This is a genomic window from Marichromatium sp. AB32 (assembly GCF_003718675.1).
In the GTDB taxonomy this organism is placed as follows: domain Bacteria; phylum Pseudomonadota; class Gammaproteobacteria; order Chromatiales; family Chromatiaceae; genus Marichromatium; species Marichromatium gracile.
The window spans coordinates 1-13,656 of the sequence record NZ_RHFJ01000076.1 but is presented as its reverse complement, the minus strand read 5'-3'; the positions used below and the strand labels follow the sequence as shown (position 1 = coordinate 13,656).

11 protein-coding genes are annotated in these 13,656 nt (G+C 68.8%); 2 read left to right on the top strand and 9 right to left on the bottom strand.

The window, feature by feature from the left end; genetic code table 11:
- Positions 1-245 precede the first annotated feature (245 nt).
- The 9 genes from gloA to EBL85_RS15305 form a co-directional block, all read right to left on the bottom strand.
- Positions 246-641 carry a lactoylglutathione lyase gene (gene gloA / locus EBL85_RS15345; protein WP_123143361.1) on the bottom strand — a complete coding sequence of 132 codons (396 nt, stop codon included), beginning with the start codon at positions 639-641 and terminating at the stop codon, positions 246-248.
- Positions 642-704: 63 nt separating this feature from the next.
- Positions 705-2,885: a multiheme c-type cytochrome gene (locus tag EBL85_RS15340; protein ID WP_123143360.1), complete on the bottom strand. Its 2,181-nt coding sequence runs from the start codon at positions 2,883-2,885 to the stop codon at positions 705-707.
- Complete coding sequence (locus tag EBL85_RS15335) at positions 2,882-3,526, bottom strand: cytochrome b/b6 domain-containing protein (protein ID WP_123141696.1); 645 nt, start codon at positions 3,524-3,526, stop codon at positions 2,882-2,884. The genes EBL85_RS15340 and EBL85_RS15335 overlap by 4 nt, the downstream gene beginning before the upstream one ends.
- The gene (locus EBL85_RS15330; RefSeq protein ID WP_123143359.1) at positions 3,523-4,455 is read right to left on the bottom strand and encodes a nitrate reductase; all 933 of its coding nucleotides are present in this window, start codon (positions 4,453-4,455) and stop codon (positions 3,523-3,525) included. Before EBL85_RS15330 ends, EBL85_RS15335 begins: the two co-directional genes overlap by 4 nt.
- Before the next feature lie 203 nt (positions 4,456-4,658).
- Positions 4,659-6,818, bottom strand: coding sequence for a methyl-accepting chemotaxis protein (locus EBL85_RS15325; RefSeq protein WP_123143358.1), 2,160 nt, complete (start codon positions 6,816-6,818; stop codon positions 4,659-4,661).
- Positions 6,819-6,980: 162 nt separating this feature from the next.
- Complete coding sequence (locus tag EBL85_RS15320; RefSeq protein WP_123141693.1) at positions 6,981-7,793, bottom strand: ABC transporter permease subunit; 813 nt, start codon at positions 7,791-7,793, stop codon at positions 6,981-6,983.
- Positions 7,790-8,707 carry an ABC transporter permease subunit gene (locus EBL85_RS15315; protein ID WP_062272803.1) on the bottom strand — a complete coding sequence of 306 codons (918 nt, stop codon included), beginning with the start codon at positions 8,705-8,707 and terminating at the stop codon, positions 7,790-7,792. The genes EBL85_RS15320 and EBL85_RS15315 overlap by 4 nt, the downstream gene beginning before the upstream one ends.
- Before the next feature lie 147 nt (positions 8,708-8,854).
- The gene (locus EBL85_RS15310; RefSeq protein ID WP_062272805.1) at positions 8,855-9,988 is read right to left on the bottom strand and encodes an ABC transporter ATP-binding protein; all 1,134 of its coding nucleotides are present in this window, start codon (positions 9,986-9,988) and stop codon (positions 8,855-8,857) included.
- Between the two features lie 22 nt (positions 9,989-10,010).
- Positions 10,011-11,120 (bottom strand): polyamine ABC transporter substrate-binding protein, encoded by a 1,110-nt coding sequence (locus EBL85_RS15305; protein ID WP_123141692.1) that lies wholly within the window; start codon positions 11,118-11,120, stop codon positions 10,011-10,013.
- 159 nt (positions 11,121-11,279) lie between these two features.
- Here EBL85_RS15305 and EBL85_RS15300 point away from each other — a divergent pair, with 159 nt between their 5' ends.
- Positions 11,280-12,251 carry a MerR family transcriptional regulator gene (locus EBL85_RS15300; protein WP_223806170.1) on the top strand — a complete coding sequence of 324 codons (972 nt, stop codon included), beginning with the start codon at positions 11,280-11,282 and terminating at the stop codon, positions 12,249-12,251.
- A gap of 180 nt (positions 12,252-12,431) precedes the next feature.
- Positions 12,432-13,656, top strand: a 1,225-nt coding sequence (gene hisH / locus EBL85_RS15295; protein ID WP_123143357.1) for an imidazole glycerol phosphate synthase subunit HisH, incomplete at its 3' end; no start/stop codon positions are given.

The window sequence follows — 13,656 nt, the reverse complement described above, 5'->3', positions numbered from 1 at the left end:
ATCTGCCGGATGATTATAAAATATTTTTTGTTATAGATAATTTTTGTCGATTTCTCTTGACGATCCTTAATCCAGGCTGGCTCCAGCGGCCGGGCACCCAGGTGGGGCGGTGTTCGGAAGGGGGGAGTGGTCGTCGGGGTGGCCGACACAGGGTCCGGGCTGGCTCCCGGTGCAGGAGGTGGCGTCGGCGATCACGCGCGCCGGGGGCTGGGGTGATCGCCGGGGCCTGTGTGGGGGCGGGGGTGTCAGCCGATCGGCTGACCGGCCTGGATCAGCTCGATCGGGTAGCCGTCGGGGTCCTCGACGAAGGCGATGATGGTAGTGCCGGCGTTCATCGGGCCGGCCTCGCGGAGGATCTTGCCGCCCTGCGCGCGGATGCGGGCGGTGGCGGCCTGGGCGTCCTCGACCTCGATGGCGATGTGGCCGTAGCCGTTGCCGAGGTCGTAGTGCTCGACGCCCCAGTTGTAGGTCAGTTCGAGCACGGTGTGGTCGGACTCGTCGCCGTAGCCGAGGAAGGCGAGGGTGAACTCGCCCTCGGGATAGTCCTTCTGGCGCAGCAGCCGCATGCCGAGGACCTGGGTGTAGAAGTCGATGGCGCGTTGCAGGTTGCCGGTGCGCAGCATGGTGTGCAGCAGTCGCATGGGGGTCTCCTCGGGGCCGCCCGGTGGCGGCCCGTCGATCGTTGGTGGTGGAAAGGGTCCCTGTCAGTGCTCGTCGATGCGCCCGAGGTCGAGCCCGTCGAGCTGTTCGAGCTCGGCGGCGCGGCGCTCGCCGTAGCCGAGCGCGCGGAAGTCCATGATCCCGTCCGGGGCGTGACAGTCGGCGCAGCCGTGGGCCTCGCGCTGGATGCCGTGGTTGACCATCAGGGTACCCATCTGGCGCATCCAGTGCGGTTCGACCTGGGGGCCGAGCCGGCCGGTCTCGTCGAGCGGATAGTTCGCCGTCCAGCCATCGAGCACGCCGAAGTAGGCCATGAACTCGTCCATCATGTAGACCTTGAACGGGGTCTGGTACATGCGCTGGACGATGGGGTCGCGCAGCGCCTGCACAACCGCCGCGCGACTGTCGCCGGTGGCGTAGTAGGTGGCGTAGTCGAAGGGCAGGATCATGGCGCCGAACGGACCCTGGTTGGCGGTGTCCTCGTACATCATCGCGTTGAACAGCTTGAACGGATAGATGCGGCTCTTGCCGCCTTCCATCACCGGGCGCAGGTTGCGCTCGATCATCGCGCGCCGCTGCGCGAGCAGCTCGGGGGTGAGCTGGGAGAGCGGATCGGTGGCGGCGCGGACATAGGCCTCGACGTCGATCTCGGGATAGTCGGCCTTGAGCGCCTCGGCCCTGGCGCGCACCGCGGCGATGACCTCGGGGTCGTCGATGCGGGTGATCTGCGCCATCAGCGGGTCGTAGCTGCCGTCGCCATCGGGGTTGCTGCCGAGGGCGTTGGCGAGGAAGGTGCCGTTGCCGTTGAACCACAGATAGGTAAAGCCCTTGCCGGGCGCGCCAGAGCGGTAGATGTCGGTCGGCTCGTAGATGCCTTCCTCGGCGTTCCAGGTCGGGTGGACCCAGTCGCGCAGCACCACGTTGTTGTCCTCGAGCGCGGTGATGTGACAGGTCTCGCAGGCGAGGCGGTCGATATGGCCGTTGAGCAGCGCCTTGTGCTCGGAGGCGTTGTGCGGCGCGCGGCTGTGACAGCCCTCGCAGGCGACCTCTTTGTCGGGCAGGTCGTTGGCGACCAGGTCGACGCCGAAGCGCCCGCGCGGGATCTTGTGGCCCTCGGGGACGTGGCAGTCGGTGCACTGGATGTCGGCGGCGGCGTGGACGTCGGCCTCGGGGCTGAACGGGTTGCCGCGCTTGGCGCCCTGGTGGAGCAGGCGCTGGTGACGCTCGCCGAGTGCCTGGGCGGCCTGGTTGGCGTGATAGGCGTCGCCGCCCATGTTGTGCTGGTGACAGCGCAGACAGTTGTCGCTGGTGACCGGGCCGACGGTGAGCGCGGCGCGCATGCTGCGGTCCTGGTTCCAGCGCAGGCCGTGCGCGTCCTCGATGACATAGCGCTGGTTCATGTCGTAGTCGGTGGCGTGACAGATCAGGCAGTCGATCCCGGCCTTGGCCTCGGTCGGGACGTCGCCGATCGGCATCATCTTCTCGGTGGCCGGCTGGTAGTTGCCGCCGATGTGACACTGGCCGCAGCCCTCGCTGCGCAGCACCACCTCGCCCTCGGCGTGCTCCGGGCGGCTCTCGATCAACGCCGCCCAGCCGGTCCAGGAGAAGCTGCCGGGGATGCCGCAGGCGCGGTTGATCTTGCCCACCGGGATCGGTCGTTCGCCGGGGGCGTTGACCTCGCGCCCGTCGTAGCCGTAGGTCGAGAAGCCGGGCGAGTCGCTCTGGAACTTGAAGTGCACCGAGTTGACCAGGTCGTCGAGGGTGTCGACCACCGAGGTGGTGCCGTCGCCGTGGGTGACCTCGATGGTGGCGTGACACTGCAGACAGGTCTTGGGACCCTCGTAGCGACGGATGCCGGCCTCGCGGAAGTACTTGATATGGCTCGGCTCGGTGGCGCGGACCACCGAGGGGGTGTTCATCAATATCTCGATGCGCACCTCGCGGGCGAACGCCGACTCGGCCTCGGCCTCGGCCTCGACCCGCTCGGCGGCGCGCGCGCGTCGCGCCTCCTCGGTCAGGTCGCGTGCCATGCGCTCGAACGCCTGGTCGGTGAGCGCACGCGAGCTGGCGTAGTCCAGCGGCGCGTTGATCTTGCCGACGTAGGCGTCGAACAGCACCGGATAGAGCAGCCGGTAGACGAGATAGAGCGCGAGCAGCGCCAGCGCCCCGGCGAGCAGGAGGCGCCTGCGTCTGGTCTGGAGTAGGGGTGCGAGTACGTGCTTCATGACGCGTGCCGATCGGTCTCTTGGGTGTCGTCGGAGGTGCCGTGCTCACCGGTGAGCATGGCGCGCAGGTTGGCGGTGAGGCTGTCGCCGATGGTGATGATGTAGACGTGCACGAGCAGGAAGAGCACCAGCAGATAGCTGGTGAGCACATGGGTCATCGCCACCAGCCACAGGGTGCTGATGCCCAGCAGGGTCTCGGGCAGCAGCGGCGAGAGCAGAAAGCCCAGACCGCTGAGGATCAAGAGCGGCATCAGCAGGTACATGGCACCGAGATAGCTCAGTTGCTGGAGCACGTTGAACTTGGCCGCCGGCCCGGCGTGGAAGGGGTGGGGCTCGTCGCGGAAGATGCCGTAGGCGTAGTAGCGCGCCTGCACCCAGAGATCCCGCACCAGCCCGCGCGGCCGGGGCAGATAGTGACGGCCGTTGTCGCTCTTGAGGTTGGCGAGGACGAAGGCGATCCAGCCGAGCGCGAGCAATGTCCCGGAGACGTTGTGGATCGCCACCGCCTGGTTGAAGCCGAGCAGCCAGTCGGTGCCGGCGTAGTGCATGCTCACGCCGCTGACCATCAGCGCCAGGAACAGCGCCGCGTTGTACCAGTGCCAGGCCCTCAGCCACAGTGGATAGAGTGGGGATGTGCTCATCGGTCGTTCTCCTTGCGGCGGCGGGCGAGGCGATAGCGGCCATAGCCGTGCAGCGCGATGACCAGCGCCACCAGCGCGAGGATGGCGAGGCTCAGGGCGTCGAGCAGCGGGCTGCGGCTCATGCCGACGATATAGGCGTCGTTACGCACCAGGCTCGTCAGCCAGCCGTGCTCGGCCTGGTCCTGGGCGAGGCGGTAGCGATAGAGCCCCTCGCGCAGTCGCGAGTCGCGGCTGTGACAGGCCACGCAGCGCTTGCTGCTGTCGGCGGCGGCGAGGATCTGGTGACTGGCCTGGGGGGTGGTCGGGGTGTGGCAGTCGATACAGCGCACCGCCGCCCAGTGGGCGTCGCGCTGCGGCAGCCAGGCGTGCGAGCCGCGTAGCGGGTCGGTCACCCGGTGGTGGCAGTCGAGACAGGTCTGGTTGTCGCGCCGCACGATGGCGCCGAGGTCGTCGCCGACCTGGGAGGCGCGGAAGGCGTGCGGATCGTGACAGCTGTGACAGTCGAACTGGCGCAGCTTGTGGTGATCGGAGCTGGCGTGGACGCTGGCGGCGAACTCCTCGGCGATGCGATCGAGCCGGTAGGTGGCGTCGGCCGGGTCGTCGGCGTGACACTCGACGCAGCCGAGCTGCTCGTCGGCGAGCTTGGCGCGGTGCGGATAGCGGCCATAGCCACGGGCGTGACAGTCGCTGCAGGCGAGTTCGGCATGTGCCGAGTGATCGAGCCGCTGTGGATCGAGCGCGAGGCTGCGGATCTCGCCGCTGTCGGGCTCGCGATAGGCGAGGGTCGACATGGCGTGACAGCGCAGGCATTCATGATCGCGCGCGGTCTCGACGGCGCTCGCCACGGGGGCGAGCAGGCTCGTCACGAGCGCGAGCAGGGCGCCCGCCAGCCAGCGGGTTGGACGGGGACGTGAGCAATGATGGGTCATGATCTCTGTGTCGGTGGCGGACGGTGCGGGCGTCGGTCCGACGCCCCGTCGTTGCTGCCGCGATCGCGACGAGGTCGCGCCCGCGTTACCCGGGCGACGTGTCGGCGGTCCCGGTGACGAGGGATCGGGATGCGCCGCCGAGACTCAGCATGCCCAAACCCTCGCCCCCTTAGAAGGCGGATTCGTCGATTGGTTGCGACAGATCATCGTCGCTCGGTGGACGCGTGTGACGTCTCCTCGATGCGAAAGCGCGAGACCGTGTCGGCCAGACCCTCGGCCAGGCGCGCGAGATCGCCGCTGATCTGGGCCGCGTCGTGGGCACCGCTGCGCATCTGCGAGGCGCTGTCGGTGATGTTGCGCGCCTGGCCGTCGAGCTGGTTGGTCGCCGCCGATTGCTGGGTGACCGCGGTGGCGATCTCGCCGCTCTGGGCGCGGATGGTGTCGATCAGGTCGGCGATCTCGGCGAAGCGGGTGCTGGCGGCGAGGGTGCGCTCGACGGCCTGTTCGGCGCGCGCCTCGCTGGTGCTGACGCCCTGCGCCAGCTGCTGGGCGTCGGCGCGGACGCGCTCGAGGATGGTGCCGACCTCGGTGGTCGAGCGCTGGGTGCGGGTGGCCAGGGTGCGGACCTCGTTGGCGACGACGGCGAAGCCGCGCCCGGCCTCGCCGGCGCGCGCCGCCTCGATCGCGGCGTTGAGCGCAAGCAGGTTGGTCTGCTCGGCGATGGCGTGGATCACCGTCAACACCTGGTCGACGTCGCGGGTATCGGCGTCGAGCTGGCGCAACTGCTCGGCCATGCCCGCAACCTCGGTGGCAAGGTGCTCGACCGCCTGACGCGAGTCGGCGGAGATCTCGCGGCCATCGTTCGCTCGTTGCTGGGCGCGATCGGCAGCCTCGGTGGCGCGCTCGCTGCTTTCGGCGACCTGGGCGGTGCTGCTCGAGAGCTGACTGAGCGCTGCGGCGACCTGATCGGCCTCGCCGTGATGGGCGTCGGCGCGTTCGCTGATGCGCTGGGCGATCTCGGCGGTCTGGCGGGTGTGGTCGAGGGTGGTGGCGCTGGCCGTGGCGACCTCGCCGACCAGGGCGCGCATCTTCTCGGCAAAGCGGTTGAAGGCGTCGGCGAGCTGGTCGATCTCGCGCACCGGCGAGTGGGCGAGACGGCGGGTGAGGTCGCCCTCGCCCTCGCCGATGTCGCGCATCGCCGCGATCGCGCCGCGTAGCGGGTGCAGCACCGAGCGCAGGATGGCCACGCCGATGGCGAGCACCAGCAATACGGCCAGGAGGTTGATCGTCAGGGTGGTGCGGGCGATGTGCTGCATCTCCTGATCGCTGTCGGCGAACACCGCCTGCTGAGCCGCGGTGGTGCTCTGCTCCAGCGCCGCGAGGCTGTCGTGCATGGTCGCGGTGGCGGTGCGCTGCTCGGCAAGCGCCGCGCCCTGGGCCTGACGGGCCTGCAGCAGCGCCGCGCGCAGCGACAACAAGGAGTCCTGCTCGGCGCTGATGCGTCGGGCGAGGGCGTCGAGATCCTGCGCCAGCTCGGCGCCGAGCGAGGCGGTGTCGGCATCATCGAGCAGTGTGCGCAACTCATCGAGAGTGACCCGGAGACGCTCGAGTGCCGGGGCGAGGCGATTGTCATGCAGGCTCATCAGCGCCTGATGGCGCTCGGCGCTGCCGAGCAGGCCGGCAAGGGTGGCGAGCTGGGCGGTCTGGATCTGTAGCTCGCCGCCGAGTCGGGCGGCGCGCCGCACCCGGTCGTCGAGCAGCCGCTTGGCCGCCTCCCTGAGCGCCGCGTCATCGGCCGTCGGCGCGCGCAGCGCGCGGGTGAGCATGATCTGCGCGCTGGCGTTGCGGAAGGCCAGCTCCTCGACCAGCTCGGCGATGTGTGACTGCAATGCGGTAAAGGCCTGGTCGAGGTCGTTGCCGACGCCGGCGAGCTGTGCGCGCAGCCGGTGGATGCGCAGCATCTCGCCGGCGACCCGCTCATCGGCGTCGAGTAGGGTGGTCAGTGCCGTCTCGAGTGATTGCAGTGGCGCGTCCGCGTCGGTGGTGGCACGGCGCAGTGCCGAGATCCCGCGATCGAGCCGTTGCGCGATCGGGGCGCGTGGCGTGAGGGCCTCGAGTTGCTCGGCATCGCTGCTGGCGAGCACCTCGGTCTGGCGGGTGAGCAGCGCCTGCAGGGCGCCGAGGATGTTGCCCTGGTGGGTCTGGGCGCGCGAGAGCTCGACGAGCTGGGCACGACTGTCGCGCATTCCGGTATTGGCGAACAGGATGGCCCCACCCAGGATGGCCAGGGCCCCGACGCTGACAGCGAGCAATACGATCAGCAGGGTTCGGATCGAGGTGCGGGGTGGGCGCTGGTCGGTCATTCTTGCTCCTTGTGTCGACGAGCCGGCTAACTGGCTAACCGGCTAACTCTAGAGGATCGTCCAGATTCTCTCTGTGAACCATTGGGTGTCTACGCCATCCGGTCCGCGATCAGGGGCAGGACCGGGGCGCATCGCACCCGCCCCGGTCGGGGCGGGCATCGCTCAACGACGGCGTTGCGTGCGTGAACCGCGCAGCGAGGTCACCCCGGCGATGATCACCGCCAGGGTGACGACGGCCACGATCAGGGTGGCGAGGGCGTTGATCTGCGGCGAGACGCCCATGCGCACGCTCGAGTAGACCACCATCGGCAGGGTGGTCGAGCCGGGGCCGGAGACGAAGCTGGCGATCACCAGATCATCGAGCGAGAGGGTGAAGGCGAGCAGCCAACCCGAGAGCAGCGCCGGGGCGATCAGCGGCAGGGTGATGCGCAGATAGACGGTGAGCGGACGCGCGCCGAGGTCCATCGCCGCCTCCTCCAGCGAGGCGTCCATCTGCGCCAGACGGGTGCGCACCACCACCGCGACATAGGCGGTGGAGAAGGTGATGTGGGCGATGGCGATGGTGGTGAAACCGCGCCCGTCGGGCCAGCCGAGGCCGTGCTGCATGGCCACGAACAGCAGCAGCATCGACAGACCGATGATGACATCGGGCATCACCAGCGGCGCGGTGAGCAGCAGCTCGAAGGCGTTGCGGCCGCGGAAGCGGCCGTGGCGCACCAGGGCGTTGGCCGCGAGGGTGCCGAGCACCACCGCCAGGGTGGCGTTGACCGCGGCGATGCGCACGCTCAGCCAGGCCGCCTCGAGCAGCTGCTGGTTGTGCAGCAGCTCGCGATACCACTTGATCGAGAAACCCGACCACACCGTCACCAGTCGCGACTCGTTGAAGGAGTAGACGATCAGCAACAGGATCGGCACGTAGAGGAAGGCGTAGCCGAAGGCGAGCAGGCTGAGCAGGGGCCAGCGACGGCGTCTCATGCGCTGTCCTCCATGCGCCGCTCGAGACGCTGCATCAGCACGAAGGGCACCACCAGCAGCCCCAGCAGCACGATCGCCAGGGCGGCGGCGAGCGGCCAGTCCTTATTACCGAAGAACTCGGTCCACAGCAGCTTGCCGACCATCAGCGTCTCCGGGCCGCCGAGCAGGTCGGGGATGACGAACTCGCCGACCACCGGGATGAACACCAGCATGCTGCCGGCGACGATGCCGGCGAGCGACAGCGGCAGGGTGACGCGCACGAAGGCGCGCAGCGGCCGGCAGCCGAGATCGGCGGCGGCCTCGAGCAGGGTCGGGTCGAGGCGCGAGAGATTGGCGTAGAGCGGCAGGATCATGAACGGCAGATAGGAGTAGACCACCCCGATATAGACCGCGGTCTGGGTGTGGAGGATGTTGAGCGGGGTGTCGATCACCCCGAGCGCGAGCAGCAGGTGGTTGAGCAGACCGTTGGTCTTGAGGATGCCGATCCAGGCATAGACCCGGATCAGAAACGAGGTCCAGAACGGCAGGATCACCAGCATCAGCAGCGGGATGCGCCAGCGCGGCGGGGCGGTGGCGATGGCATAGGCCATCGGATAGCCGATCAGCAGACAGAGCAGGGTGCAGACCAGCGCCACCCACAGCGAGTTGAGGAAGGCGGTCAGATAGATGCTGTCTTCCCACACCAGCATGAAGTTCTGCAGGTTGACCTGGATCTGCAGCACGCCCGATTCGAGCCACTCCCACAGCGGGGTGTAGGGCGGCTGGCCGAGCCGTGGCTCGGCGACGCTGATCTGCAGCACGATCAGCAGCGGCAGCAGGAAGAACACGCCGAGCCACAGATAGGGCAGGCCGATGTTGACGACGCGGCTGAGGCGCTGGCGGCGTGCGGGTGGGTTGTCTTGAGGTGCGGGCATCGCGGTGTGTCGGGGTGGTTCCTGAGCGGGTTGGGCCAGAGGCGTTGGCGTTGCTGGGGCCTCGGAGCGGTTTGGCGCAACGCCTGCACCCGCCCGGGCCGGTGCGGCGCGGGCGGGTGTGGTGCATGGCGCGGCGCGCGCGTCGGGCTATTCGGTCAGCACCACCGCGCTGGTCGGCGACCACTCGATGGCGACCTCCTGGTCCCAGGTCAGCACCTGCTCGGTGCGCGGCTGGGTGTTGGTCAGGGTCATCTCGACGCGTTGGCCCTCGACGCGCAGCCGATAGATGGAGACGTCGCCGAGATAGGCGATGTCCTCGACCACGCCGCGGAGCTGGTTGACGCCGTCCTCGCGATAGTCGAGACACAGTCGCATCTTCTCCGGTCGCACCGCCAGCGTCACCGGGGTACCGAGGGCGAGCGGGTGGAAGTTGCGCACCCGCATCGGTCGGCCCAGCCGGGTCTCGATCAGCAGCTGGTCGCCGTCGCTCTCGACCACCTTGCCCTCGAACTGGTTGATCGAGCCGATGAACTCGGCGACGAAGCGGCACGAGGGGTACTCGTAGATCGCCGTCGGGGTGTCGACCTGCATGATCTGACCGGCGTCCATCACCGCGATCCGGGTCGACATGGTCATCGCCTCTTCCTGATCGTGGGTGACGGTGATGAAGGTGATGCCGAGTCGCTCCTGGAGGTTGACCAGCTCGAACTGGGTGTTCTCGCGCAGGCGCTTGTCGAGCGCCCCGAGCGGTTCGTCGAGCAGCAGCAGCTTGGGGTGCTTGGCGAGGCTGCGCGCCAGCGCCACGCGCTGGCGCTGGCCGCCGGAGAGCTGCTCGGGCTTGCGCCGGCGCAGCTCGGCGATGCGCAGCAGTTCGAGCATCTCGTCGACCCGCTCGGCGCGCTCGCCGCGCCCGAGCCGCTCCTGCTTGAGCCCGAACTCGATGTTCTGCGCCACCGTCATGTGCGGAAACAGCGCGTAGGACTGGAACATCATGTTGACCGGGCGCGAGTAGGGCGGCACGTCGGTGACGTCGACCCCGTCGATATAGATCCGCCCCGCCGTCGGGTACTCGAGCCCGGCGAGCATCCGCAGCAGGGTCGACTTGCCGCACCCCGAGCTGCCGAGCAGCGAGAAGAACTCGCCCTTGAAGATGTCGAGGCTCAGGTCCTCGACGGCATGGTGCTCGCCGAAGCGCTTGCTGACCCGCTCGATGCGCACATAGGGCGTGGCCTTGGGGTCCTGCCAGGTGTCGAGGTTGCGGCGGTCGAGGGCGATGGGCATGGACGAGTTGCGCTCCGCCACGTCAGCGGTTGGCCTTGAGCCGGGTCCAGCGGCGGTTGAGGTCGCGGATCTCGCGATCGCTGCGCTGGTTGGGCACGAACAGCCGCGCCTTGACCTCGGCCGGCGGATAGATGCCCGGATCCTCGCGCAGCGCGGCCTCGACCAGCGGCGTGGCCGCGAGGTTGGGGTTGGCGTAGTAGACGTAGTCGGAGACGGCGGCGATCACCTCCGGCTGCAACAGGTGGGCGATGAAGGCGTGCGCGGCCTCGGGGTTGGGCGCATCGCTCGGGATCGCCATCACGTCGGTCCACATCGCCGCGCCCTCGCGCGGGATGCGATAGATCACCTCGACCCCCTTGCCGGCCTCGTCGGCGCGTTCCTGGGCCTGCAGCACATCGCCCGAGTAGCCGTGGGCGATGCACAGGTCACCGTTGGCCAGGTCGCTGATGTACTGCGAGGAGTGGAAATAGCGGATATGGGGATAGACGCCCTTGATCAGCTCGGCGGCGGCGTCGAGATCGGCGCGTTCGAGACTGTTGGGGTCCTTGCCGAGATAGGCCAGCGCGGCGGAGAAGACCTCGGTCGGGTCGTCGAGCAGGGCGATGCCGCAACCGGCGAGCCTGGCGGCGATCTGCGGGTCGAAGACCAGCGCCCAGGTGTCGAGCGGGACCTGGTCGCCGAGGATCTCGCGGACCTTGGCACGATTGATCCCGAGCCCCGAGGTCCCCCACATGTAGGGGACGAGGTGGGCGTTGTCGGGATCGATCTCGGCGAGGCTGGCCATGATCTCGGGATCGAGTCGATCCAGCCCCGGCAGCTGCGACTTGTCGAGCGGCAGATAGAGCCCGGCGCGGATGTGGCGCGCGGCGAAGGGGCGCGCGGTGGGGAAGATCAGGTCGTAGCCGCTGCTGCCGGCGAGCAGCTTGGCCTCGAGGATCTCGTTGGCGTCGTAGAGATCGAGCACCGGGCGGATGCCGGTGCCGGCCTCGAAGGTCTCGAGGGTGTCCTCGGCGAAGTAGTCGTTCCAGTTGTAGAGATGGACCTGCTCCTCGGCGAGAGCGAGGGGCGCCACGGCCCAGAGCGACAGCGACAGGAGGAGGTTGGCGAGCTTACGCACGTGCGCGATCCCCATGGAAGAAGTGGTAGTGGTGGTGGAGGTTCGTTCGAGCGCGCAATCGTACTGCATTCGTGGGTCCGCTCGCATTACCCGAGTGGCGAATGGCGACGGGGTGGAGGCGCGCGCGAGAGGCCTCATAATGGTTGTCGGTTGATGAGATCAGTGGAGGGGCGGTTGACAGCGCACGACAGACAGCTCGATGAGCAGCGGTTTCGCATCGGTTCGGTCTCCCAGCTGACCGGGGTGCCGGCCGAGACCCTGCGGGTCTGGGAGCGACGTTACGCGGTGGCCAGCCCGGCGCGCACGCCCTCCGGGGTCCGTCTCTACAGCGCCGAGGACGTCGCTCGCTTGACCTTGATCAAGCGTCTGGTCGATCGCGGCGATGCCATCGGCAGCGTGGCGCGGCTCGATCTCGGCCAGTTGCGCGGACGCCTGCAGGGGCCGGACCTGCTCGACCCGATGGCGAGCGTCCGCCCGCCGTGCCGGGTGATGGTGGTCGGCGCGGCGCTGGGCGAGCGGCTGCGCCTCGAGGGCGGGCTGCCCGAGGAGGTGGTGCTCGAGCGCGCCTTCGACACCGCCACGAGCTTCCTCGCCGACCCGCTGACGCTGTGTCCCGATGTCCTGGTGGTCGAGCAGCCGACGCTGCATCTCGATCAGCTCGACGACCTCCGGCGATTGCAGATGCATGCCGGGGCGGCGCGTACCGTGGTGGTCTATGTGTTCTCCAGCAGCACCACGCTGAGCCGGCTCGAGGCGCTGGGGATGAGCGCGCGCCGCGCGCCGCTGACCACCGCCGAGCTGGCCCGTTGCTGTCTGTCGCTGCAGCCCGGGGTCGCAGCGGCCGGTCTCGATCCCGAACTGGGCTACGGACCGCCGCCGCGGCGCTATTCCGACTCGGAACTCATCGAGATCGCCGCCGCCTCGCATACCCGTTGCGAGTGTCCGCGTCATCTCGTCGACCTGATCCAGGCGCTGGCCGCCTTCGAGCGCTACGGCGCCGAGTGTGAGAGCCGCAGCAGCGATAACGCACTGCTCCACGCCGCCCTCTATCGCTCCACCGCGCATGCGCGCGCAATCCTCGAGAACACCCTGGCGCGCACGCTCTCGTTGCTCGCCGGCGGCGCCTGTGGTCAAGATAAGGACTGATCTGCGCCGCGGTTGCGGTTAAACTGACCGGCTTCCGTGCCACGCGGCCCATCGCGTCCTCACGGGGGATTGCCGCGCGGGGCTTGCCGCCGCGCCGTGGGACGAGGCCTCGCTCCCGCCTGCGCCCGGGTCCGCCGGGCGCCCGCTGTCAACACCACTGGACCGTCTCGGACTCTAGCTATGATTTCGCTCCTGGACTATGGCGCCGGCAATGTCCGTAGCCTGCGCAACGCCATTCACGCACTCGGCTTCTCGCTCACCGAGATCGAACGCCCCGAGGACATCCTCAAGGCCGAACGCCTCATCTTTCCCGGCGTCGGCGCCTTCGGCGCGGCCATGGAGCGCCTGCACCGACTCGGCTATGTCGAGCCGCTGCGCGAATATCTCGCCGCCGGACGCCCCTATCTGGGGATCTGCATCGGTCTGCAGACCTTGTTCGAGGGCAGCGAGGAGTGTCCCGGGGTCGCCGGCCTGGGGCTGATCCCGGGGCAGGTGCGCCGCTTCGACGACAGCGAGCTGGCGGTACCGCACATGGGCTGGAACGATGTGCGCGTCGAGCGCGACTCGCCGCTGTTCGCCGACTATGCCGGCGAGAAGTTCTACTTCGTCCACTCCTTCCGCGCCGAGCAGAGCGCCGAGAACGCCGACTGGGTGCTGGCGAGCAGCGACTACGGCAGCCCCTTCGTCAGCGCCGTGCAGCGCGGTCAGGTCGGCGCGGTGCAGTTCCACCCGGAGAAGAGCGGGGCGGCGGGGTTGCGGTTGCTGCGCCGCTTCCTCGCCGGTGATGCGGTGCCCGAGACCCCGGCGGTGCGCGAGGCCGCGGCGGCGCCGACCAAGCTGGCGCGGCGCGTGATCGCCTGTCTCGACGTGCGTGCCAACGACGCCGGCGATCTGGTGGTGACCAAGGGCGATCAGTACGACGTGCGCGAGTCCGGCGCGGTGCGCAACCTCGGCAAGCCGGTGGAGCTGGCCGCGCGCTACTACGAGGAGGGCGCCGACGAGGTGACCTTCCTCAACATCACCGGTTTTCGCGACTTCCCGCTCGCCGACCAGCCGATGCTCGAGGTGCTCGAGCGCGCCTCGGAGCGGGTGTTCGTGCCGCTGACCATCGGCGGGGGCATCCGCGCCTTCTCCGACGCCGAGGGCACCCACTACTCGGCGCTCGACGTCGCCGACCGTTATTTCCGTGCCGGCGCCGACAAGGTCTCGATCGGCTCCGAGGCGGTGCACATCGTCGAGCAGGCGCTCGCGCGCGGCGGCGAGGGCGACGGCACCAGCGCCATCGAGCAGATCGCCGAGGTCTACGGCAATCAGGCGGTGGTGGTCTCGATCGATCCGCGCCGGGTCTATGTCGAGCGCCCCGAGGAGACCCGTCACCACACCGTCGAGACCGCCGAGCCCAGAT